This window comes from Streptomyces sp. NPDC051578 (assembly GCF_044454045.1).
GTDB lineage: Bacteria > Actinomycetota > Actinomycetes > Streptomycetales > Streptomycetaceae > Streptomyces.
The window spans coordinates 1,154,849-1,177,593 of sequence record NZ_JBITDH010000001.1 but is presented as its reverse complement, the minus strand read 5'-3'; the positions used below and the strand labels follow the sequence as shown (position 1 = coordinate 1,177,593).

Below are 22,745 nucleotides of genomic sequence, written 5' to 3'. Positions count from 1 at the left end.
TTACCTAAGGCAGACGAGGATACGGGCCGGGAAGTTGCCTTCGCCGGTCAGCTCATCGCGGCGAGCGCCGCGGGGACCTCCGCCACCGAGTCGACCAGGGCGATCCGCGACTCCATGGCGCGGCCGCGCGCCAGCGCCCGCAGCAGCGGCCAGGCGGGCAGCTGCTCGGTCCAGTGCCGGCGGTCGACCAGGACCATCGGCGTCGGCTCGCCCCGCGAGGCGTAGTAGTTCGGCGTCGCGTTGTCGAAGATCTCCTGCACCGTACCGGCCGCTCCCGGCAGGAACACCACGCCCGCGTTCGAGCGCGCGAGCAGCCCGTCCTCGCGGGTGGCGTTCGCGAAGTACTTGGCGATGTGGCCGGCGAAGGCGTTCGGCGGCTCGTGCCCGTAGAACCAGGTCGGGATCCCCACCGAGTCACCGCCCGCGGGCCACAGCTCCCGCACGGCGAAGGCGGCCCGCGCCCAGTCGGACACCGACGGCACGAAGGACGGCGCCTTGGCCAGCAGCTCCAGGGCCTGCGGGAGCATCCCGTCCGGGGCGGGGGCGAGGTAGGCGCCGAGGTTGGCCGCTTCCATCGCGCCCGGTCCGCCGCCGGTGGCCACGGTCAGCCCGGACCGGGCCAGCGTGCGGCCGAGCTCGGCCGCGCCCCGGTAGTCCGCGGCGCCGCGTGCCATGGCGTGACCGCCCATCACGCCGACCACCCGGGCGCCGGCGAGGTGCTCGTCGAGGGCGTCGGAGATCGCGTCGTCGTGGACGGAGCGGAGCATCGAGGACAGGACGTCGCCGTCCGACATGGTCTCCTGGAACCAGGCGTAGGCCAGCGCGTCCGGCGTCGCCTCGTAGCCCTGCGGCAGCCCGGCGAACAGCTCGTCGGCCGTGTAGAGCAGGCCCCGGTACGGGTTGAACGGCAGGTCCGGTACCGGCGGGAAGACCAGCGCGCCGTCGGCGCGCACCTTGGCCGCGGCGTCGGGTTCCATCGCGCAGCCCAGGAAGACGGTCGCCGAGGTGTCGGCGGACAGCAGGGCGAAGGTCCGCTCCAGCAGGTTGACCGACTGGATGCGGTAGCCGCCCAGCGAGCCCCGGGCGACGGCCTGGTCGAATTCGGCGAGCGTCTCGATCTCGATGTCTGCGTTGACCATTCGGCCCACCCTAAGGGCAGCCCGGGTCAGCGGGTCAGCGCGAGCGACGTCAGTTGTGCCACACCCCAGCTGAGCGGTACGCACACCACCACCAGCGCGGAAGCCCGCAAAGTGGCGGCAGTGCGCAGTACCGTGCCGGGTGCGCCGAGGGCGGCCAGGGTCTCGCGGGTGGCGGCCCGGGCCTGCCGGGACTCCACCGCCGATGTGAGAAGTGTCGCGGCCGCGCACAGCGCCACGAGCGCCGCGGCGGGCCCGGTCAGAGGACCGAGCGGGACGAAGACGGTGCCCCGCTCGCGCAGGGCCAACGCCGTGAGGGCGGCCGCACCGACCGCGCACAGCACCCCGAGGGGACGGCCCAGCCGGGGGGCTTCCTCCTGGAGCGCCCGCCCGGCGAGCAGGCGGAGCGCGCCCGGGCGGACGGCCAGCACCAGGGTCCCGCAGGCGTACGCCAGGCCCGGACCGGCGAGGGCCAGCCCGAGCGCGATCAGCGCCCACCCGAACGGCAGCGCGGGGCTGCCCTGGCCGGCGTACGCCTGGAGGGCGAGTCCGCACGCGCACACGGCGACCCCCCACGGGACCCCGGTCTGCGGTGCGAGCCCGGTCTGCGCCGGCCGCGGGCGCAGGGCGAGGGCCGTCGCGGCGCAGCCGGCCGCCGGGACCAGGGTCAGCAGGGTCAGCGCGGCCGCCAGGGGGAGCGGTTGCTCGGCGTGCAGGAGTCCGGAGCCGGCCCCGTCGAAGGGCAGCCCCGAGAGTTCGCCCCGCAGGTGGAGGAAGACGGCCAGGGCCAGGGCGCTGCCCAGGGTGCAGGCGACGGCGGTGGAGACGGCCGCGGCCAGGGTGAGCCGTACGGGACCCAGCCCGGCGGCGTCCATCCCCTCGCGGGGGCGGGTCGCGGGGTCGGTCCGGGCCACGGCGACCGCGAACTGGACGGTGGCGGCGAGCGGTACCAGTGCCCACAGCAGCCGAGGGAACGATCCGGCGGGCCGGGCGGTCGCCTCCGCGAGGACGTAGAGCAGCAGGAACCCGGCGCCGGCCGAGGCGGCGGCGACGAGGAGCCGGCGCAGCTGGACCAGCGGGCGGGAGCCGCGGACTAGGCGGAGAGCGAGCACGCGGCCTGGTCCTCCGTGGTCTCGGCGGGACCGGCCGGGGCGGCCGTCCCGGCGGTGCGGCCGTCGAGCAGGGCGAAACGTCGGTCGGCGACGGCCGCGCTCTCCTCGTCGTGGGTGGCGAGCAGCACGGTGATCTCGTGCGAGCGGGCCGCGGTAGTCAGCGTCCGCAGCAGCAGTGCCCGATCGGCGCGGTGCAGCGGGGCCGTCGGCTCGTCGGCGAAGACCACCGCGGGCTCGTTGACGAGGGCCCGCGCCAGGGCGACGCGCTGCGCCTCGGCGCGGGTGAGCGCGCGGGGCCGCTTGCGGGCGAGGGCGGCGATGTCGAGCCGCTCCAGCCATTCGCAGGCGGCGTGCTTGGCGGTGCGGTGCGAGGCGCCCGCGATCAGCAGGGGCAGTGCGGCGTTCTCCCACACCTTGAGCTCGGGCACGAGGTGCGGCTCGGGGCCGATCCAGCCGAAGCGGTCGCGGCGCAGCCGTTCGCGGGCCAGGGCCCCCATGGTGTGGACGGGGACGCTGTTGAACCAGATCTCGCCCTGCTCCGGTTTGAGCGAGCCGGACAGGCAGCGCAGCAGCGTGGTCTTGCCGCTTCCGCGCGGGCCGGTCAGCGCCAGGATCTCGCCCTGGCGGACGCCGACGCAGACGCCGACGAGTCCGGGCGAGCCATCGTGGGAGTGGTGAAGGGACCGTGCCCACAGGACGTCATTGTCGGGCGGGGCATCGTCTGCGGGAGCCACCATGGCGTACACCTCCGTCCGGGGGAACGAAGCGGAGCCCCGTCGGTCACTGGCGCCGCAAGGAGATGTAAAGAGACGAACGGCCCGGATGGTGACAGCACACGGCCCGGACCACCGCGTTCTCACTCGAACGGGGGATCCGGGCCGTGTGGTTCGGACTATTTACTGCCCGGCCGGGGCCGGTGGCAGCGCTGGTCGCCGTCGGCGGTGCGGCCGTCGGCAGCCGCTGGTTACAGCTTGGTCCACGCCTCGGTGAGCACCGAGCGCAGGATGCCTTCGATCTCGTCGAAGGTTCCCTGGTCCGCGATCAGCGGCGGGGCCAGCTGGATGACCGGGTCGCCACGGTCGTCGGCACGGCAGTACAGGCCGTTGTCGAAGAGCGCCTTGGAGAGGAAGCCGTAGAGCACGCGCTCGGTCTCCTCGTCCGTGAAGGACTCCTTGGTGACCTTGTCCTTGACGAGCTCGATGCCGTAGAAGTAGCCGTTGCCGCGGACGTCGCCGACGATCGGCAGGTCGTGCAGCTTCTGCAGCGTCGACAGGAAGGCGCCCTCATTGTCCAGCACGTGCTGGTTGAGGCCTTCCTTGTCGAAGATGTCGAGGTTGGCCAGCGCGACCGCCGAGGAGACCGGGTGGCCGCCGAAGGTGTAGCCGTGCAGGAAGGTGTTGTCACCCTTGTAGAACGGCTCGGCGATGCGGTCCGAGATGATGCAGGCACCGATCGGGGAGTAGCCCGAGGTCATGCCCTTCGCGCAGGTGATCATGTCCGGCACGTAGTCGAACTTGTCACAGGCGAACATCGTGCCGAGGCGGCCGAAGGCGCAGATCGTCTCGTCGGAGACGAGCAGCACGTCGTACTCGTCGCAGATCTCGCGGACCCGCTGGAAGTACCCGGGCGGCGGCGGGAAGCAGCCACCGGCGTTCTGCACCGGCTCCAGGAAGACGGCGGCGACGGTGTCGGCGCCCTCGAACAGGATCTCCTGCTCGATCTGGTCGGCGCACCAGCGACCGAAGGCCTCGGGGTCGTCGCCGTAGATCGGGGCGCGGTAGATGTTGGTGTTCGGCACCTTGTGCGCGCCGGGGACCAGCGGCTCGAAGGGGGCCTTGAGGGCCGGGAGGCCGGTGATGGACAGGGCGCCCTGCGGGGTGCCGTGGTAGGCGACCGCACGCGAGATGACCTTGTACTTGGTGTGCTTGCCCTGCAGCTTGAAGTACTGCTTGGCGAGCTTCCACGCGGTCTCGACGGCCTCGCCGCCACCGGTGGTGAAGAAGACCTTGTTCAGGTCGCCGGGTGCGTAGCCGGCGAGGCGCTCGGCGAGCTCGACGGCCTGCGGGTGTGCGTACGACCAGATGGGGAAGAACGCGAGCTTCTGCGCCTGGTTGTAGGCGACCTCGGCCAGTTCCTTGCGGCCGTGACCGGCGTTGACCACGAACAGTCCGGCGAGACCGTCCAGGTAGCGCTTGCCCTTGTCGTCGAAGATGTAAGTGCCCTCACCCCGCACGATGGTGGGGACGGGGGAGTTCTCGTACGACGACATGCGGGTGAAGTGCATCCACAGGTGGTCGTACGCGGTCTTGGAGAGGTCTTGGCTCACGGGCTATCGAGTTCCCCACATGTAGGTCTGCTTCTTCAGCTTCAAGTAAACGAAGCTTTCGGTTGATCGCACGCCGGGGAGCGCGCGGATCTTCTTGTTGATCGTCTCCAGCAGGTGGTCGTCGTCCTCGCAGACGATCTCCACCATCAGGTCGAAGGAGCCCGCGGTCATCACCACGTACTCGCATTCGGCCATCGCGGTCAGCGCGTCGGCCACCGGGTCGAGGTCTCCCTCGACGTTGATGCCGACCATGGCCTGGCGTCGCAGGCCCACGGTGAGCGGGTCGGTGACGGCGACGATCTGCATGACGCCCTGGTCGAGGAGCTTCTGTACGCGCTGGCGTACCGCTGCCTCCGACAGGCCCACGGCCTTGCCGATCGCCGCGTAGGGACGGCGTCCGTCCTCTTGCAGTTGCTCGATGATCGCCAGGGACACAGCATCGACCGAAGGGGACGGTTGTCTGTTCCTGGAATCTGCGCTTCGACTGACCACGACCTCACTGTGCACGAGGAGTCGTCGGTTCCGCAACCCGTAACCGATGAAATTCGTTGTCTTGACTCTTCGATTGCACGGATTTCGCAGCTCGTGGCATCCGGCCCTGTCGAAAGCGTCAGCGGACGAGATAGGCTGGGGCTTCGTCTCAATCGTTGGACATGTGATCAGGAGAGTGGCTGTAGTGACCACCGAACTGCGTCGTCTGCGCAACTACATCGGCGGAGAGTTCAAGGACGCCGCCGACGGCCGGACCACCGATGTGGTCAACCCCGCCACCGGCGAGGTGTACGCCACCGCCCCGCTCTCCGGCCAGGCCGATGTGGACGCGGCCATGGCGGCCGCGGCCGCCGCCTTCCCGGGCTGGCGCGACACCACTCCCTCCGAGCGGCAGAAGGCCCTGCTCAAGATCGCGGACGCCTTCGAGGCGCGCGCGGAGGAGCTGGTGGCCGCCGAGTCGGAGAACACCGGCAAGCCGCTGGGCCTGACGGCCAGCGAGGAGCTGCCGCCGATGGTGGACCAGATCCGCTTCTTCGCGGGCGCCGCGCGCCTGCTGGAGGGCCGCTCCGCCGGTGAGTACATGGACGGGATGACCTCGATCATCCGCCGTGAGCCGGTCGGTGTGTGCGCCCAGGTCGCGCCGTGGAACTACCCGATGATGATGGCCGTGTGGAAGTTCGCGCCGGCCATCGCCGCGGGCAACACCGTGGTGCTCAAGCCCTCGGACACCACCCCGGCCTCCACCGTCCTGATGGCCGAGATCATCGACTCGATCCTGCCCAAGGGCGTCTTCAACGTCGTCTGCGGCGACCGCGAGACCGGCAAGGCCATGGTCGAGCACTCGACCCCGGCGATGGCCTCCATCACCGGCTCGGTGCGCGCGGGCATGCAGGTCGCCGAGAGCGCCTCGAAGGACGTCAAGCGCGTCCACCTGGAGCTCGGCGGCAAGGCCCCCGTCGTGGTCTTCGAGGACGCCGACCTCGCCAAGGCCGTCGAGGACATCGCGGTCGCCGGCTACTTCAACGCCGGCCAGGACTGCACCGCCGCCACCCGCGTGCTCGTGCACGAGTCCATCCACGACGAGTTCGTGGCCGCGCTCGCCAAGGCCGCCACCGACACCAAGACCGGTCAGCCGGACGACGAGGACGTGCTGTACGGCCCGCTGAACAACCCGAACCAGCTGAGGCAGGTCGCGGGCTTCATCGAGCGCCTCCCCGCCCACGCCAAGGTCGAGGCGGGCGGCCACCAGGTCGGCGACAAGGGCTACTTCTACGCCCCGACCGTGGTCTCCGGCCTCAAGCAGGACGACGAGATCATCCAGAACGAGGTCTTCGGTCCCGTCATCACGGTGCAGTCGTTCACGGACGAGGCTCAGGCCCTGCAGTACGCGAACGGCGTCGAGTTCGCGCTCGCCTCCTCCGTGTGGACCAAGGACCACGGCCGCGCGATGCGGATGTCCAAGAACCTCGACTTCGGCTGCGTGTGGATCAACACCCACATCCCGCTCGTCGCCGAGATGCCCCACGGCGGCTTCAAGAAGTCCGGCTACGGCAAGGACCTCTCCGCCTACGGCTTCGAGGACTACACGCGCATCAAGCACGTGATGACCTCGCTCGACGCCTGATCCGCGGCGGTGGCGCGGGCGGCCGTCCCGGCGGCCGCCGCGCACTGATCAGCGCAGGACGCTGAGGGGGCGGGCAGTAGACACGTTGTCTATTGTCCGCCCCCTCGCCTTGTCAGAGGCTTTGGCCATGCCTGAACTCCCCTTCTCCCGCCGTGCCGCGCTGCGCGGCATCGGCGCCGCGGGCCTGCTGGCCGCCCTCAGCGGCTGCGGGGTGCCCGCCGCCTACGTCCCCGAGGACCGCCGGGAGGGCCCGGACCGCTCCGCCGGTGAGCGCCGCCTCGCCTTCTCCAACTGGCCGCTGTACATCGACACCGACGACGAGGACGAACAGCGCCGTCCGACCCTGGACGCCTTCTCCGAGAAGACCGGCATCGAGGTCCGGTACACGGAGGAGATCAACGACAACGACGAGTTCTTCGGCAAGATCAGCCCGGCCCTGATGAACCACCAGCAGACCGGCCACGACCTGGTGGTGGTCAGCGACTGGATGGCGGCCCGCTTCGTCCGCCTGGGCTGGGCGCAGAAGATGGACCGCTCGGCGCAACCGAACGTGGCCAAGTACCTCGACCCGCAGCTGCGTTCCCCCGCGTTCGACGATGCCCGGCTGCACACCGTGCCGTGGCAGTCGGGGATCACCGGCATCGCCTACAACCGCAAGTCGCTGGGCCGGGAGATCAAGTCCGTCAAGGACCTCTGGCAGCCGGACCTGGCGGGCAAGGTGACGCTCTTCTCCGGACTCGACGAGTCCTTCGCCCTGCTGATGCAGGGCAACGGCGTGGACGTCACCCGCTGGACGGAGGGCGACTTCCACCGGATGTGCGACCAGGTCGAGGCCATGGTGAAGAAGAAGCACATCCGCCGCTTCACCGGCAACGACTACACCTCCGACCTCAGCAAGGGCGACGTGCTGGCCTGCCAGGCCTACTCCGGCGACGTCGTGCAGTTGCAGGCCGACAACCCGGACATCGAGTTCGTGGTGCCGGAGGAAGGCGCCGAACTCTGGGCGGAGAGCCTGCTGGTGCCCAACCTGGCCCCCCACAAGGCCAACGCGGAGGCGCTCGTCGACTACTACTACGATCCGGCGGTCGCCGCGGAACTCGCCGCCGCCGTCAACTACGTCTGCCCGGTCCCGGCCGCCCGCGAGGTGCTGGCCGCCTCCGTGGACAAGGAGACCGCCGAACTCGCGGAGAACCCGCTGATCTTCCCGGACGACGAGATGCGCAAGCGGCTCGTCGTGGCCCGGGACATCTCCTCGGCCGAACGGCAGTCCTTCGCCAAGCGCTGGAACGGCATCGTCGGCCTGTGACCTCGGGGCGCTGATCCCACGTCACGGTCCGGCCACAGAAATGAACATGTTCAGCTTTCTGGCTGAACGTGTTCAGAATGCTGCGTACGCTTCCTCCCATGAGCGAGAGAAGCGCCCTCCAGCGGCGGATCCGTGCCTGGCTGGTCCTGTTCATCATCTGCCTCACCCTCAGCGGGCTCACGGCCTTTCCCCTGGTCAGCGAGCTCCATTGGGCGAACTCCGTGCTGTCCCACGAGTGGCTGCGGCGGGTGGGCGACGGACTGGACCAGGCCGACGCGCAGTACCCCTTCCTCCTCTACGGCACCGACTGGCTCGCCTTCGCCCACCTGGTGATCGCCGTCTTCTTCTACGGGGTCCACCGCGACCCGGTGCGCAACGTCTGGATCGTGGAGGCCGGCATGATCGCCTGCGCCGGGGTGATTCCCCTGGCGCTGATCTGCGGGCCCGTCCGGGGCATCCCCTTCGGGTGGAGCGTCATCGACATGTCGTTCGGAGTCTTCGGGATCATCCCGCTGCTGGCCCTGCGCCGCCTGATCAAGCGACTCGAAGCGATGCCCGCGGACCACCCGTAGGAGGCGGCCCGCCCGGTCCGCTTCCCCCCCCCGGGGCGCATCAGCGCCCGAACTCGGCCCGTACCGCGGCCAGCGCGTCCACCCGGTTCGTGGTCACGGAGTCCACCCCGGCCAGGAGCAGCGCACGCATCGTCCGCTTCGTATCCGCCGTCCAGGCGGACACCTTCAGCCCGTCCCGGTGCACGGCGTCGGTCAGCTCCCGGCCGACGAGCCCGAACCGGTAGTTGAGCCAGGCCGGCCGCACCGCGTCGATCAGCACCCGGCGCGGCGGGGACAGCGTCGTCCAGGTCAGGGCGATCTCCGCCTCCGGATCGGCGGCGCGGACGGCCAGCATCGAGTTCGGGCCCGCGCAGTAGTACGTGCGCTCGCGCGCACCGCAGGCGCGGACCTCGTCCACGACCGCCCGTACGGATTCCGGCGTGGCGCCCGGCAGGTCCAGCATCAGCCGGCCGGATCCCGCCACCGCGAGCGCCTCCCGCAGGGCCGGGACCCCGCCCTGCGTCAGCTCCCTGAGCTGCGCGGCGGTGACGGCGTCGAGCCGTACGTCGTGGCCCCACAGCCGCTGGAGCGTCTCGTCGTGGAGCAGGACGGGGACCCCGTCGCGGGTCAGCCGTACGTCGACCTCCACCGCGTCCGCCCCGCGGGCGAAGGCGGAGCGGATCGAGTCGAGGGTGTTCTCACGGGCTCGGTAGGGATCGCCGCGGTGGCCGACGGCAGTCAGGGTGCGCATGGCCCCCATTCTGCTGGGGCGTCAGGAAGCCAGCCACGCCTCGGTGTACGTGTCGATCTCCGCGATGAGCTTCGCCTTGCCCGCCGGGTCCAGGAAGGAGGCCTCGACGGCGTTCTTCGCGAGCAGGGCGAGCCCGCGCTCGTCGAGGTCGAGGAGCCGGGCGGCGACCGCGTACTCGTTGTTGAGGTCGGTGCCGAACATCGGCGGGTCGTCGCTGTTGATGGTGACGAGCACTCCGGCCTGCACCATCTCCTTGATCGGGTGCAGATCGAGGTCCGTGACGGCGCGCGTGGCGATGTTCGAGGTCGGGCACACCTCCAGCGCGATGCGGTGCTCGGCGAGGTAGGCGAGCAGCGCCGGGTCCTGGGTGGCACTGGTGCCGTGGCCGATGCGCTGCGCGCCCAGCTCGTTGATGGCGTCCCAGATCGTCTCCGGGCCGGTGGTCTCGCCGGCGTGCGGGACGCTGTGCAGTCCGGCCGCCCGGGCGCGGTCGAAGTAAGGCTTGAACTGCGGGCGCGGCACGCCGATCTCGGGACCGCCGAGGCCGAAGGAGACCAGGCCCTCGGGGCGCAGGTCCACGGCGAGCCGCGCGGTCTCGGCGGCGGCCTCCAGGCCGGCCTCGCCGGGGATGTCGAAGCACCAGCGCAGGACGACGCCGAGCTCGGCCTCGGCCGCCTTGCGGGCGTCCTCGATGGCCGCCATGAAGGCGTCCTCGTCGATGCCGCGGCGGGTGGAGGAGTAGGGGGTGATGGTCAGCTCGGCGTAGCGGATGTTCTGCCGGGCCATGTCGCGGGCAACCTCGAAGGTGAGCGTGCGCACGTCGTCGGGGGTGCGGACGAGGTCGACGACCGAGAGGTAGACCTCGATGAAGTGGGCGAAGTCGGTGAAGGTGAAGTAGTCGACGAGGGCCTCGGGGTCGGTGGGGACCTTCGAGTCGGGGTGGCGGGAGGCGAGTTCGGCCACGATGCGGGGGGAGGCGGAGCCCACGTGGTGGACGTGCAGTTCGGCCTTGGGGAGCCCCGCGATGAAGGGGTGCAGGTCGGGCATGGAGGCCTCCGGGAGGACACGGGTGCGGGCAGGTCGGCTTCATCGTAGGCAGGCCCGGGCGGTGTCCGTGCCGGCGCATAGCATGGCTGTACGAGAGGGGGGCGCCGGATGACCGAACAGCAGAGCCCTGAGCCGAGTGACCCGTGGGCGGCGCCGCCGCCCGAGGGGCGACCGGGGGACGCGCCGGGCGGCCGGGGTGTACACCAGCACCCGACGGTGTCGCAGATGCCGGGGGAGGGGGCAACGTCCCCGGCGTACGGCTACCCGGCACAGCCGGCCCCCGGCGGTTACGCCTACCCGGGCCCGCCGGCGCCGCCGACTCAGCCCGGGTACCCGACTCAGCCCGGGTACCCGACTCAGCCGGGGTACGCGCCTCCCGGGTACCCCGGATACGCGCCGCCCGGCTATCCCGGCTACACCGGCTACCCCCACCCCCGGCCGAGCAACGGCTTCGGGATCACCGCGCTGGTCCTCGGAGTGCTGGCGATCGTCGCGTGCCCCACCATGATCGGATCCGTGATGTTCGGCATCACGGCGGTCGTGTTCGGTGCGCTGGGCCGGGGCAAGGCCCGCCGCGGTGAGGCCGACAACGGCGGCGTGGCCCTGGCCGGCCTCATCTGCGGCGCGGTGGGCATCGTGATCGGCGCCGCCCTCACGCTGCTCCTCGTGTTCAGCCCGGGTCCGTTCTTCGCCCCCGGTTCCGGGGACGGGGACTACCACGGCCCGTCGTCGGACTCCCGGGTGCAGGAGAAGATATGACGGCACCGACAGGCCGTTGAGGCGGTCGGCGCGACCGGCGGCGACCGGGTCCCCGGGCCGCCGGCGCGTCAGGGTCACACCGGCGACGGCATGAGCAGGGTCGGGACCATGACCTCGTCGCTCTCCGCCGTGCCGGCGAAGGCCCTGGTGAGCGGGACCCAGATCAGGCCCACCATGCGGGGGCAGTCGCACTCCAGGTCCGGGTCCACGCCGAGCCGGGGCTCGCCGGGGGCCACCTCGACGCGGTAGCAGGACGTCCACCCGGACGGGTAGGGCGCCTCGTGGGCGTATCGCACCGCGAGGGCGCGCAGGCCGGTCTCCTCGGCCACCTCCCGCCGGACCGCGTCCCTCGGGTCCTCCCCGGGCTCCAGGCCGCCGCCCGGCAGGGTCCAGTACTCGGGCCCGTCGTGCCGCCCGGACGGGCCCCGGCCGCGCTCGCGGACCATGAGCAGCAGGCCGTCCCTGATGATCACGGCGGCGACCCGGCGCCGGTCCACCGGCACCGCGCTCACGCCCGGTCCGCCGCCCGCAGCCGGTCCCGGGCGTCCATCAGGGCGAAGCCCAGCAGGTTCAGGCCCCGCCAGCGCGCCGGGTCGCCCACGCGCTCGTCGTCCGCGGCCAGCCCGACGCCCCAGATCCGGTCGAGCGGGCTCGCCTCCACCAGGACCCGGTCGCCGGTCCCCAGCAGGTACGCCCGCAGCGCGGGATCGGAGCCGAACTTGTGCACGCTGCCCTCCACGACCAGCGCGTACCGTTCCCGCTCCCAGGTCCCTTCGTCGAAGCCGCGCACCAGCCGGCCGGCCTTCTTGGCCTCCGCCGCGGTCTTCGCCTCCACCGCGGCGCGCTCCGCCTCGGCGTCCCCGAACAGGCGCGCCTTCCCGGCCATCATCCAGTGCTCCGCCGTGGCGTAGCGGACTTCACCCACAGTGAAGGGCGCGGGCCACCACTGGCTGAGACAGCTCGGTCCGAGGCTCCCGTCGGGCCTCGGGCGGTGGCCCCAGAAAGGCAGGTACTTCACCCGCTCACCCCGGCTGACCAGGCCGATCAATGTGTCGATCTTCTCCATGCACGCGAGTCTGGCAGTCGCCACTGACACTTCGTACGGGATTTCGGGTGTGCCTCGACACATGGTCGACCGATTCCGTCGCGTAATCAAAAGGCAACAACGGAATCACTTGGCCGAGAGGTGCACCTCTGTCAGGATCGGCACTCAATTCGGGTCCACCCGAACTGTAGCTACGGAGAGCGTGAGAGCGTGATGGGCAACCGCTTCCAGGTCAAGGAACGCTTCGCAGAGGGCGCGCAGTACATCGACGGCCGGCTCCGGCCCGGTACCTCAGGACGGTCGCACACCGTCGTTGACCCCGCCACCGGCGCCGACGTGCTCACCTACGAGCTCGCGGGCCCTGCGGACGTCGACGAGGCGGTCGCCGCCGCGAAGCGGGCCTTCCCCGCCTGGTCCGCCGCCACCCCCGGCGAGCGCTCGGACGCGCTCCACCGGCTGGCCGCCGTGCTGGCGGAGCAGGCCGACGACTTCGCGTACGCGGAATCCCTCCAGTGCGGCAAGCCGGTCAAGCTGTCCACGGAGTTCGACGTACCGGGGACCATCGACAACACCGCCTTCTTCGCGGGCGCCGCACGCCACCTCCAGGGACAGGCCGCCGGTGAGTACTCGGGTGACCACACCTCCTACGTGCGCCGCGAGGCCATCGGCGTCGTCGGCTCGATCGCCCCCTGGAACTACCCGCTCCAGATGGCGGCCTGGAAGATCCTCCCGGCGATCGCCGCGGGCAACACGATCGTGCTCAAGCCCGCCGAACTCACGCCGCTGACCTCGCTGATGTTCGCTCAGGCGGCGAAGGAGGCCGGCCTGCCGGACGGCGTGATCAACATCGTCACCGGCGCGGGCCGGGACGCGGGCGAGCACCTCGTCGGGCACCCGGACGTGGTGATGACCTCCTTCACCGGCTCCACCGCCGTCGGCAAGCGCGTCGCCGAGATCGCGACGGCCACCGTCAAGCGCCTCCACTTGGAGCTCGGCGGCAAGGCCCCCTTCCTCGTCTTCGACGACGCCGACCTGGAGGCCGCCGCGCACGGCGCCGTCGCCGCGTCCCTCATCAACACGGGGCAGGACTGCACCGCCGCCACCCGTGCCTACGTCCAGCGGCCCCTGCACGACGCCTTCGTCGCCCGCGTCGCCGAGCTGATGGACACCGTCCGCCTCGGTGACCCCTTCGCGCCGGACACCGACCTCGGCCCGCTCGTCTCCCACGCCCAGCGCGACCGCGTCGCCGGCTTCGTCGAGCGCGCCCGCGCGTACGCGACCGTCGTCACCGGCGGCGAGACCCCGTCGGGCGACCTCGCCGACGGCGCCTACTACCGGCCCACCCTGATCTCGGGCGCCCCGCAGGACAGTGAGGTCGTCCAGTCCGAGATCTTCGGCCCGGTCCTCGTCGTCCTGCCCTTCGACACCGACGACGAGGGCATCGCGCTGGCCAACGACACCCCGTACGGCCTCGCCGCCTCCGCCTGGAGCCGTGACGTCTACCGGGCGGGCCGCGCCACCCGCGAGCTCAAGGCCGGCTGCGTCTGGGTCAACGACCACATTCCGATCATCAGCGAGATGCCGCACGGGGGCTACAAGGCGAGCGGCTTCGGCAAGGACATGAGCGCCTACTCCTTCGAGGAGTACACGCAGGTCAAGCACGTCATGTACGACAACACCGCGGTCGCCGCGAAGGACTGGCACCGCACGATCTTCGGGGACCGATAGCCGAGACCGCCCGACCGAGCGGCACACCACCCGAAAGGGCACAGCGCATGGAGCAGTTCGAGCCCGGCAGCCTCTCGCCGCCGCAACTGGCCGCGATACGACGCAGCCTCACCACCGGCCGCGGCGCCCTCACCCGGCGTTCGCTGCTGCGCGCCTCCGGCATCGGGGCGCTCACGGTCGGCGGCCTGTACGGCCTGACCGGCTGCGGCATCCCGCCCGCCAAGCGGGAAGGCGACGCGGCGACGGCCTCCGACGACCACTCGGCCTCCGAGAAGGAGATCAACTTCTCCAACTGGACCGAGTACATGGACACCAGTGACGACGAGAAGTCCCGGCCCACGCTGGCGGACTTCACCAAGCGCACCGGGATCCAGGTCAAGTACAGCGAGGACATCAACGACAACGTCGAGTTCTTCGGCAAGATCCGCCCGCAGCTGGCGGCCGGCCAGGACACCGGCCGGGACCTGATCGTCGTCACCGACTGGCTCGCGGCACGCATCATCCGGCTCGGCTGGGCACAGAAGCTGGACCCCGCCAACCTCCCGCACGCCTACGCGAACCTGATCCCCCAGTTCCGCAACCCCGACTGGGACCCGGGCCGCGCCCACAGCTACCCCTGGACCGGCATCGACACGGTCATCGCCTACAACGCCAAGGCCACCGAGGGCCGGAAGGTCGACTCCGTCACGCAGCTGCTCGACGACCCGACCCTCAAGGGCCGGGTCGGTTTCCTCACCGAGATGCGCGACACGGTCGGCATGACCCTGCTCGACCAGGGCAAGGACCCGGCGACCTTCACCACCGCGGACTTCGACGGCGCCATCGGCCGCCTCCAGAAGGGCGTCGACACCAAGCAGATCCGCCGCTTCACCGGCAACGACTACACGGCGGACCTCGACAAGGGCGACCTCGCGGCCTGCCTCGCCTGGGCGGGCGACGTCATCCAGCTCCAGGCCGGCAACCCCGACATCAAGTACGCCATCCCGGCCGCCGGATACCTCACCTCCAGCGACAACCTGCTGGTCCCCGCGCACGCCCGGCACAAGACCAACGCCGAGAAGCTCATCGACTACTACTACGAGCCCGCGGTCGCCGCCCAGCTCGCGGCCTTCATCAGCTACGTCTGCCCCGTCGACGGCGTCAAGGAAGACCTCGCCAGGATCAACCCTGCCCTCGCGGACAACGTACTGATCGTCCCGGACAAGGAAATGGCCGCCAAATCGCACGCCTTCCGCTCGCTCACCAGCGAGGAAGAGACGGCGTACGAGGAGAAGTTCACCAAGCTCATCGGCGCCTGACGGGCCCGACCGGCACCCGCGCCCCGCCCTTTTTTGACGACACCACCACCGAAGGCCCAGGCCCATGACTGACAAGACCGCGGGCGGCGATGTCCGCCTCGCCGGGATCAGCAAGCACTACGGCTCCTTCACCGCCGTGCACCCGCTCGATCTGACCATCCCCCAGGGCTCCTTCTTCGCCCTGCTCGGCGCCTCGGGCTGCGGGAAGACGACCACCCTGCGCATGATCGCCGGCCTGGAGGAACCCTCCACGGGCACCGTCAGCCTCGGCGACCGCGAGGTCACCCAGCTGCCCCCGTACAAGCGCCCGGTGAACACCGTCTTCCAGAGCTACGCGCTCTTCCCGCACCTGAACATCTACGAGAACGTCGCCTTCGGACTGCGCCGCCGCGGCATAAAGTCGGTCAAGAAGCAGGTCGACGACATGCTGGAACTGGTCCAGCTCGGCCAGTTCGCCGAACGCAAGCCGCACCAGCTCTCCGGCGGCCAGCAGCAGCGCGTCGCGGTCGCCCGCGCCCTGATCAACCATCCCCAGGTGCTGCTCCTCGACGAGCCGCTCGGCGCCCTCGACCTCAAGCTGCGCCGCCAGATGCAGCTGGAGCTCAAGCGGATCCAGACCGAGGTCGGCATCACCTTCGTCCACGTCACCCACGACCAGGAGGAGGCCATGACGATGGCCGACACCGTCGCGGTGATGAACGGCGGCCGGGTGGAGCAGCTGGGTGCCCCCGCCGAGCTGTACGAGAATCCGAAGACCACCTTCGTGGCCAACTTCCTCGGCACCTCCAACCTCATCGAGGCCGAGGTGCTGGAGTCCGGGTCCGGCGACGTCGTCGTCTCCAGCGCGGGCGCGAAGCTCAGGCTGCCCGCCGCGCGATGTTCGACCACGCCCCGCGCCGGCGGAAAGCTGCTGGTCGGGGTGCGCCCGGAGAAGATCTCCCTGGTCCACGCGGACGAGGAGGACACCGTCGCGGCGGGCCGCAACAAGATCACCGGCACGATCGCCGACTCCTCCTTCATCGGGGTCTCCACCCAGTTCGTCATCGACAGCCCGGTCTGCCCGGAGCTGGAGGTGTACGTCCAGAACGTCGAGCGCGACGCCCGCCTGACCCCCGGAGCCCGGGTGGTCCTGCACTGGAACCCGGACCACACCTTCGGTCTGGACGCGGCCCAGGACATCGACGCCGGCATCGAGACGGTCGAGGAGTCCGCGTGACGGCCGTCGCCGCGCCGCCCGAGGCGGCCACCCCCACCGAACCCCCGGTCCACAAGCCGTCGATGCGCAAGCGGCTGGTCCCGTACTGGCTGCTGCTGCCCGGCATCCTGTGGCTGCTGGTGTTCTTCGTCCTGCCGATGGTCTACCAGGCCTCGACCTCGGTGCAGACCGGCTCCCTCGAAGAGGGCTTCAAGGTCACCTGGCACTTCCAGACCTACTGGGACGCCTTCACCGACTACGTCCCGCAGTTCCTGCGCTCGCTCCTGTACGCCGGCACCGCGACCGTGCTGTGCCTGCTGCTCGGGTACCCGCTCGCGTACCTGATCGCCTTCAAAGCGGGCCGCTGGCGCAACCTCCTGCTGGTGCTGGTCATCGCCCCGTTCTTCACCAGCTTCCTGATCCGCACGCTGGCCTGGAAGACGATCCTGGCCGACGGCGGCCCCGTCGTCGCCGTCCTCGGCAAGGTCGGCTTCCTCGACGTCACGAGCTGGCTCGGCGTCACCGAGGGGAACCGGGTCCTGGCCACGCCGCTCGCGGTGGTCTGCGGTCTGACCTACAACTTCCTCCCCTTCATGATCCTGCCGCTGTACACCTCGCTGGAGCGTATCGACACCCGCCTCCACGAGGCCGCCGGCGACCTGTACGCCCGCCCCGCCACGGTGTTCCGCAAGGTGACCTTCCCGCTCTCGATGCCGGGCGTGGTCTCCGGGACCCTGCTCACCTTCATCCCGGCGAGCGGCGACTACGTCAACGCCGAACTGCTGGGATCGGCGGACACCCGGATGATCGGCAACGTCATCCAGTCGCAGTACCTGCGCATCCTCGACTACCCGACGGCGGCCGCGCTGTCCTTCATCCTCATGGCCATCGTGCTGATCATGGTCACCATCTACATCCGCCGAGCGGGGACGGAGGACCTGGTCTGATGCGTACCCCCATCGCGTGGCTGCGCCGCAACCTCGTCGTGATCGCGGGTCTGGGCACCCTCGCCTACCTGATCCTGCCGAACGTCGTCGTGACGGTGTTCTCCTTCAACAACCCCACCGGGCGCTTCAACTACGCCTGGCAGGAGTTCTCGCTCGACGCCTGGAAGGACCCCTGCGGGGTCGCGGACCTGTGCGGCTCCCTGTCGCTCTCGCTCCAGATCGCCGTGTGGGCCACCATCGGCGCCACCGTCCTCGGCACCGCGATCGCCTTCGCGCTCGTGCGCTACCGCTTCCGGGCGCGCGGCGCGGTCAACTCGCTGATCTTCCTGCCGATGGCGATGCCCGAGATCGTGATGGCCGCCTCGCTGCTGGCCCTCTTCCTCAACATGGGCATCCGGCTCGGCTTCTGGACGATCCTGATCGCCCACGTCATGTTCTGCCTCAGCTTCGTCGTCGCCGCGGTCAAGGCGCGCGTCCTGTCCATGGACCCGCGGCTGGAGGAGGCCGCGCGGGACCTCTACGCGGGACCGGTGCAGACCTTCCTGCGCGTCACGCTGCCGATCGCGGCTCCCGGCATCGCGGCGGGCGCGCTGCTCTCCTTCGCGCTCTCCTTCGACGACTTCATCATCACCAACTTCAACTCGGGCAACACCGTCACCTTCCCCATGTTCGTGTGGGGATCGGCGCAGCGCGGTACGCCCGTCCAGATCAACGTCATCGGCACGGCGATGTTCGTCATCGCGGTGCTGGTGGTCCTCGCCGGTCAGACGATCGGCAACCGCCGCAAGAAGGCACAGCCCAAGTAACTCTGTAGGGAGTTGGAAGACATGGCCCCAGTCGCCATGCGAAGCGTTGCGCAATCCCTTTCCGAAGCACTGCCGGTCTCGTACTGGCTGGACGACCCCGGCAAGCCGGCCGCCGAGCCGGCGCTGACCTCCGACGAGGCCTGCGACCTGCTGGTCATCGGCGGCGGCTACAGCGGCCTGTGGACCGCGCTCATCGCCAAGGAGCGCGATCCCGCCCGGGACGTCGTCCTGATCGAGGGCAAGGAGGCGGGCTGGGCCGCCTCCGGCCGCAACGGCGGCTTCTGCGCCGCCTCCCTCACCCACGGCTTCGCCAACGGCCTGGCCCGCTGGCCCGGCGAGCTGGCGAAGCTGGAGGAGCTGGGCGCCCGCAACCTCGACGAGATCGAGGCGGCCATCGCCCGCTACGGCATCGACTGCGACTTCGAGCGCACCGGCGAGATCGACGTGGCGACCGAGCCCCACCAGGTCGAGGAACTGCGCGAACTGTACGAGCAGGCCCGCAAGCTGGGCCTCGCCGACGGCTCGCGCTGGCTGGACCGCGACGAGGTCCGCGCCGAGGTCGACTCCCCGACCTTCCTCGCCGGACTGTGGGACACCGACGGCGTCGCCATGCTCAACCCGGCGAAGCTGGCCTGGGGCCTCAAGCGGGCCTGCCTCGGCCTCGGCGTGCGGATCTACGAGAACACCCGCGGGCTCTCGCTGACCGCCTCCGGCGCCGGCATGGCCGTACGCACCCCGTACGGGCGGATCTTCGCCCGCCGGGTCGCCCTGGGGACCAACATCTTCCCGTCCCTGGTCAAGCGGATCCGGCCGTTCACCGTCCCCGTCTACGACTACGCGCTGATGACCGAGCCGCTCACCCCCGAGCAGCTCAAGGCCATCGGCTGGGGCAGGCGCCAGGGCCTCGGCGACAGCGCCAACCAGTTCCACTACTTCCGCATCACCCCTCAGAACCGCATCCTGTGGGGCGGGTACGACGCCATCTACCCCTTTAAGGGCAAGCTGGACTCCGAATACGACCACCGCCCCGAGACGTACCTCACGCTCGCGCAGCACTTCTTCACCGCCTTCCCGCAGCTGGAGGGCATCAAGTTCAGCCACGCCTGGGGCGGCGCGATCGACACCTGCTCCCGGTTCTCCGCCTTCTTCGGCACCGCGCACTCCGGCAAGGTGGCCTACGCGGCCGGGTTCACCGGGCTCGGTGTCGGCGCCACCCGCTTCGGCGCGGACGTGATGCTCGACCTGCTGGACGGCGCGCGCACCGAGCGGACCGAGCTGGAGATGGTGAAGTCCAAGCCGATGCCGTTCCCGCCGGAGCCCTTCGCCTGGACCGGCATCGCCCTCACCAAATGGTCGCTGGCACGCGCCGACGCCCGGGGCGGGCGCCGCAACCTCTGGCTCAAGGTGCTCGACCGCTTCGGACTGGGCTTCGACAGCTGAGCGGCCGAGCGGCCGTGCAACTGGGCGGCCGTGCAACTGGGCGGCCGTGCAGCTGAGCGCCCGGGTGGACCGGGGTGCCGGCCGCCGGGCGCGCGCCCGGCGCGGACCGTCACCGCAGCGGTGACCCGGTTCACCACCACGGTGTCGCCGAACCCGCGTCATAGCCGCGCCCGGCCCCGCTCTCCCCAGCGGAGGCCTCGTTCGAGGAGCCTCCACCGAGCTGGAGCGAACGGAGGCCGGGCGATGACGTTCCCGGGGGACAAGAGGGCAGTGCAATGGCTGGTATCGGTGGCGCCGGACCCGGACGCCTGCCGGTGGGAGTGGGAGCGCAACCCCCTCGGGACCGCCCTCCTGCCCGCCGGGCGGCGCTGGGACGTACTGATCACCCCCGGTGCCCTGGGCCGGCCCGCCCTCGACGTACTGACCCGGCTCGTGGAGCGGCCCGGTCCGGTGCTCGGCGACTTCCCCGCCCCCCGGCGGGGCCGCACGGTGATGACCCGGCTCGGCTTCTTCGTACCCCCCGGCACCGCCTCCCGCTGGGTCGGTACGGGAGTACGGGGAGCAGGACCCGGAACGTGGATCGTGGTCCCGTACCCGGGCCGGGCGACGGGCGGCGTGCGCTGGCTGGTGGCCCCCGACGGCAGGGGCACCCTCACCGACCCGGCGGTGCTGGAGCTCGCCCTGCACGAGGCGGCCGCCCGGACGGCGGCGCGTGAGGACCCCTTGTCCTGAGGCGGCGCTACCCGCGGGACCGGGACCGCAGCCCGGACCCGGACCGGCCCACGGCCCACCGCACCCCGATCAGCAGCGGCGCGCACAGCAGCAGGCTCCCCAGGACGTCCAGGGGCCAGTGGAAGCCCCGCACGATCAGGCCCGCCGCCGTCAGCCCCGCCAGGAGGACGGCGAGCACCGTGGGCCAGGGGCCGCGGGTGTAGGGGCGTACGAGCAGGGCCGCGCCCCCGTACGCCACGAAGGCCGTCGCCGTGTGACCCGAGGGGTAGTAGCCGGCGGCCCACGGCTCCAGGGGGCCCGGGCGGCCCGTCCACTCCTTGAGCGGGACGATCAGCGCCGGCACCACGGCCATGGCCAGCGCCGCGGCCGCGGCGCCCCGGCGGTCGCCGCGCCACAGGGCGTAGCAGAGGGCGAGGAGCAGCACGGGCAGGGCGACGGGGACGTTGCCGAGGTCCGCGAGGCGTTCGGTGACCGGGTCGGGGACCGTACGGACCAGCGCGCGGCTCAGCCGGGCGTCCGGGGCCAGCAGCGGACCCGAGACCAGGACCTGCCAGGTGGTCAGGGCGAAGAGCAGCGCGCAGAGGGCGGCTCGGAAAATGGCCGGCCGTCCCGGAACAGGGGGGGTGGTTCCGGGACGGCCGCCCGGATCGGGTTGCCGTGCGCCCCGGGGGGTTTGGGGCGTACGGCCGTCCGATCGGTGAGGAGTGTGCGCGAACGCATGCCCAGTGCGGCGCTGGGGAAGCCCGGTACTGGTGTCGCCCCCGGTCTCCCGGGAGCGGGGTGTCTCACTCATCTGCAGAAACCGTACGGCAGCGAAAAGGGGACCGACAGCAGGAACGCGCTCCTGCCATCGGCCCCCCACATCTTCTTCACAGCGCCCGACCGTTACCGGGGGTACCGGCGGGTCCCTGTGTTCGGACGCTCGCTCAGATGCCCGCGAAAGCCGCCTCGATGATGTCCAGGCCCTCGTTCAGGAGGTCCTCGCCGATGACGATCGGCGGCAGGAAGCGGAGCACGTTGCCGTAGGTGCCGCAGGTGAGGACGAGCAGGCCCTCGGCGTGACAGGCCTTCGCGAGGGCGCCGGCCGCCTCCGGGAACGGGGTCTTGGACGCGGGGTCCTTGACGAGCTCGATGGCGATCATGGCGCCGCGGCCACGGATGTCACCGATGATGTCGTACTTCTCCTGCATGGCCGTCAGACGGGTCTTCATGACGGTCTCGATGTTCTTCGCCGCGGCGTTGAGGTCGAGCTCCTTCATCGTCTCGATGGAGCCGAGCGCACCGGCGCACGCCACCGGGTTGCCGCCGTAGGTGCCGCCCAGGCCACCCGCGTGCGCGGCGTCCATGATCTCGGCGCGGCCGGTCACGGCGGCGAGCGGCAGACCGCCCGCGATGCCCTTGGCGGTGGTGATCAGGTCCGGGACGATGCCCTCGTCCTCACACGCGAACCACTGGCCTGTGCGGCAGAAGCCGGACTGGATCTCGTCCGCGACGAAGACGATGCCGTTGTCGTTGGCGAACTTCACGATGGCCGGCAGGAAGCCCTTGGCCGGCTCGATGAAGCCGCCCTCGCCGAGGACCGGCTCGATGATGATCGCGGCGACGTTGTCGGCGCCGATCTGCTTGGTGATCTGGTCGATCGCCTGCGCGGCGGCCTCGGGGCCGCAGTTCTCGGCACCGGTGGGCCAGCGGTAGCCGTAGGCGACCGGGACGCGGTAGACCTCGGGGGCGAACGGGCCGAAGCCGTTCTTGTACGGCATGTTCTTCGAGGTCAGCGCCATGGTCAGGTTCGTACGGCCGTGGTAGCCGTGGTCGAAGACGACGACGGCCTGGCGCTTGGTGTACGCACGGGCGATCTTGACAGCGTTCTCGACGGCCTCGGCACCGGAGTTGAACAGCGCCGACTTCTTGGCGTGGTCGCCCGGGGTCAGCTCGGCGAGCGCCTCGCAGACCTCCACGTAGCCCTCGTAGGGGGTGACCATGAAGCAGGTGTGGGTGAAGTCGGCCAGCTGCGCGGACGCGCGGCGCACGACGGCCTCGGCGGAGGCGCCGACGGAGGTCACGGCGATGCCGGAACCGAAGTCGATCAGGCGGTTGCCGTCGACGTCCTCGATGATGCCGCCGCCCGCGCGGGCGGTGAAGACGGGGAGCACGGAGCCCACGCCGCCGGCCACCGTCTCGAGGCGGCGGGCCTGCAGCTCCTGCGACTTGGGGCCGGGGATCGCGGTGACGATGCGGCGCTCCTGCGGGACAGCGGTCATAGGGGGCTCCTGGGGGGTGTTTTCGGACGCACTTGTGTCTTTGTCCGCAGGCTAGGCCCGGGGGAGGGGTGAGGGCATGCTCCGTTCGGGAGTGGTCCCCGCGTGTCCTTGTCCGTGACGGACATAGGAAGGACACGATTCCGCTGCAGCGGTAGCCCCCCGCGGCCGCCGCCGGGCAACTACATTGAG

The 22,745-nt window shown here is 70.8% G+C and carries 22 protein-coding genes; 11 read left to right on the top strand and 11 right to left on the bottom strand.

What is annotated here, in order from left to right:
- Positions 1–47: 47 nt before the first annotated feature.
- The 5 genes from ACIA6C_RS05230 to ACIA6C_RS05210 form a co-directional block, all read right to left on the bottom strand.
- The gene (locus ACIA6C_RS05230; protein ID WP_399273039.1) at positions 48–1,139 is read right to left on the bottom strand and encodes an LOG family protein; all 1,092 of its coding nucleotides are present in this window, start codon (positions 1,137–1,139) and stop codon (positions 48–50) included.
- Between the two features lie 26 nt (positions 1,140–1,165).
- On the bottom strand, positions 1,166–2,248 hold the full coding sequence (locus tag ACIA6C_RS05225; protein WP_366082907.1) for a hypothetical protein: 1,083 nt from the start codon (positions 2,246–2,248) through the stop codon (positions 1,166–1,168).
- On the bottom strand, positions 2,230–2,985 hold the full coding sequence (locus ACIA6C_RS05220; RefSeq protein WP_399273037.1) for an ABC transporter ATP-binding protein: 756 nt from the start codon (positions 2,983–2,985) through the stop codon (positions 2,230–2,232). Before ACIA6C_RS05220 ends, ACIA6C_RS05225 begins: the two co-directional genes overlap by 19 nt.
- A gap of 227 nt (positions 2,986–3,212) precedes the next feature.
- Positions 3,213–4,574, bottom strand: coding sequence for an aspartate aminotransferase family protein (locus tag ACIA6C_RS05215; protein ID WP_190186842.1), 1,362 nt, complete (start codon positions 4,572–4,574; stop codon positions 3,213–3,215).
- A gap of 3 nt (positions 4,575–4,577) precedes the next feature.
- Complete coding sequence (locus ACIA6C_RS05210; protein WP_073910973.1) at positions 4,578–5,081, bottom strand: Lrp/AsnC family transcriptional regulator; 504 nt, start codon at positions 5,079–5,081, stop codon at positions 4,578–4,580.
- Between the two features lie 169 nt (positions 5,082–5,250).
- Here ACIA6C_RS05210 and ACIA6C_RS05205 point away from each other — a divergent pair, with 169 nt between their 5' ends.
- The 3 genes from ACIA6C_RS05205 to ACIA6C_RS05195 all read left to right on the top strand — a co-directional run bounded on the left by ACIA6C_RS05205 (position 5,251) and on the right by ACIA6C_RS05195 (position 8,568).
- Entirely contained in the window at positions 5,251–6,690 is a 1,440-nt protein-coding gene (locus ACIA6C_RS05205) for a gamma-aminobutyraldehyde dehydrogenase (RefSeq protein ID WP_361128002.1), read from the top strand.
- A gap of 127 nt (positions 6,691–6,817) precedes the next feature.
- Entirely contained in the window at positions 6,818–7,996 is a 1,179-nt protein-coding gene (locus tag ACIA6C_RS05200; RefSeq protein WP_399273033.1) for a PotD/PotF family extracellular solute-binding protein, read from the top strand.
- Positions 7,997–8,094: 98 nt separating this feature from the next.
- Positions 8,095–8,568, top strand: a complete 474-nt coding sequence (locus ACIA6C_RS05195; RefSeq protein WP_399273030.1) for a hypothetical protein — start codon at positions 8,095–8,097, stop codon at positions 8,566–8,568.
- Positions 8,569–8,608: 40 nt separating this feature from the next.
- Here ACIA6C_RS05195 and ACIA6C_RS05190 read toward each other — a convergent pair whose 3' ends face one another.
- Positions 8,609–9,298 carry a glycerophosphodiester phosphodiesterase gene (locus ACIA6C_RS05190; RefSeq protein ID WP_399273028.1) on the bottom strand — a complete coding sequence of 230 codons (690 nt, stop codon included), beginning with the start codon at positions 9,296–9,298 and terminating at the stop codon, positions 8,609–8,611.
- A 21-nt stretch (positions 9,299–9,319) separates the two neighbouring features.
- Positions 9,320–10,345, bottom strand: a complete 1,026-nt coding sequence (locus ACIA6C_RS05185) for an adenosine deaminase (protein WP_399273026.1) — start codon at positions 10,343–10,345, stop codon at positions 9,320–9,322.
- Positions 10,346–10,570: 225 nt separating this feature from the next.
- On the opposite strand from ACIA6C_RS05185, the gene ACIA6C_RS05180 reads away from it, so the two are divergent.
- On the top strand, positions 10,571–11,104 hold the full coding sequence (locus tag ACIA6C_RS05180) for a DUF4190 domain-containing protein (RefSeq protein WP_399273024.1): 534 nt from the start codon (positions 10,571–10,573) through the stop codon (positions 11,102–11,104).
- 74 nt (positions 11,105–11,178) lie between these two features.
- Here ACIA6C_RS05180 and ACIA6C_RS05175 read toward each other — a convergent pair whose 3' ends face one another.
- Together ACIA6C_RS05175 and ACIA6C_RS05170 are read right to left on the bottom strand one after the other, a co-directional pair.
- The gene (locus ACIA6C_RS05175; protein WP_399273022.1) at positions 11,179–11,616 is read right to left on the bottom strand and encodes an NUDIX domain-containing protein; all 438 of its coding nucleotides are present in this window, start codon (positions 11,614–11,616) and stop codon (positions 11,179–11,181) included.
- Entirely contained in the window at positions 11,613–12,170 is a 558-nt protein-coding gene (locus ACIA6C_RS05170) for an NADAR family protein (protein ID WP_399273020.1), read from the bottom strand. The genes ACIA6C_RS05175 and ACIA6C_RS05170 overlap by 4 nt, the downstream gene beginning before the upstream one ends.
- Positions 12,171–12,362: 192 nt before the next feature.
- On the opposite strand from ACIA6C_RS05170, the gene ACIA6C_RS05165 reads away from it, so the two are divergent.
- The 7 genes from ACIA6C_RS05165 to ACIA6C_RS05135 all read left to right on the top strand — a co-directional run bounded on the left by ACIA6C_RS05165 (position 12,363) and on the right by ACIA6C_RS05135 (position 20,295).
- Positions 12,363–13,877 (top strand): gamma-aminobutyraldehyde dehydrogenase, encoded by a 1,515-nt coding sequence (locus ACIA6C_RS05165; protein ID WP_399274478.1) that lies wholly within the window; start codon positions 12,363–12,365, stop codon positions 13,875–13,877.
- 47 nt (positions 13,878–13,924) lie between these two features.
- Complete coding sequence (locus tag ACIA6C_RS05160; protein WP_399273018.1) at positions 13,925–15,175, top strand: spermidine/putrescine ABC transporter substrate-binding protein; 1,251 nt, start codon at positions 13,925–13,927, stop codon at positions 15,173–15,175.
- Between the two features lie 64 nt (positions 15,176–15,239).
- Entirely contained in the window at positions 15,240–16,391 is a 1,152-nt protein-coding gene (locus ACIA6C_RS05155) for an ABC transporter ATP-binding protein (RefSeq protein ID WP_361127978.1), read from the top strand.
- The gene (locus ACIA6C_RS05150) at positions 16,388–17,317 is read left to right on the top strand and encodes an ABC transporter permease (RefSeq protein ID WP_399273016.1); all 930 of its coding nucleotides are present in this window, start codon (positions 16,388–16,390) and stop codon (positions 17,315–17,317) included. Before ACIA6C_RS05155 ends, ACIA6C_RS05150 begins: the two co-directional genes overlap by 4 nt.
- Positions 17,317–18,123 carry an ABC transporter permease gene (locus ACIA6C_RS05145; protein ID WP_361127973.1) on the top strand — a complete coding sequence of 269 codons (807 nt, stop codon included), beginning with the start codon at positions 17,317–17,319 and terminating at the stop codon, positions 18,121–18,123. The genes ACIA6C_RS05150 and ACIA6C_RS05145 overlap by 1 nt, the downstream gene beginning before the upstream one ends.
- Before the next feature lie 21 nt (positions 18,124–18,144).
- Positions 18,145–19,563, top strand: coding sequence for an NAD(P)/FAD-dependent oxidoreductase (locus ACIA6C_RS05140; protein ID WP_399273013.1), 1,419 nt, complete (start codon positions 18,145–18,147; stop codon positions 19,561–19,563).
- A 243-nt stretch (positions 19,564–19,806) separates the two neighbouring features.
- Entirely contained in the window at positions 19,807–20,295 is a 489-nt protein-coding gene (locus ACIA6C_RS05135) for a hypothetical protein (RefSeq protein ID WP_399273011.1), read from the top strand.
- Between the two features lie 7 nt (positions 20,296–20,302).
- On the opposite strand, the gene ACIA6C_RS05130 is transcribed toward ACIA6C_RS05135, so the two are convergent.
- Together ACIA6C_RS05130 and gabT are read right to left on the bottom strand one after the other, a co-directional pair.
- Entirely contained in the window at positions 20,303–21,088 is a 786-nt protein-coding gene (locus ACIA6C_RS05130) for a phosphatase PAP2 family protein (protein ID WP_399273009.1), read from the bottom strand.
- Between the two features lie 133 nt (positions 21,089–21,221).
- Positions 21,222–22,556 carry a 4-aminobutyrate--2-oxoglutarate transaminase gene (gene gabT, locus ACIA6C_RS05125; RefSeq protein ID WP_399273007.1) on the bottom strand — a complete coding sequence of 445 codons (1,335 nt, stop codon included), beginning with the start codon at positions 22,554–22,556 and terminating at the stop codon, positions 21,222–21,224.
- Positions 22,557–22,745: the final 189 nt, after the last annotated feature.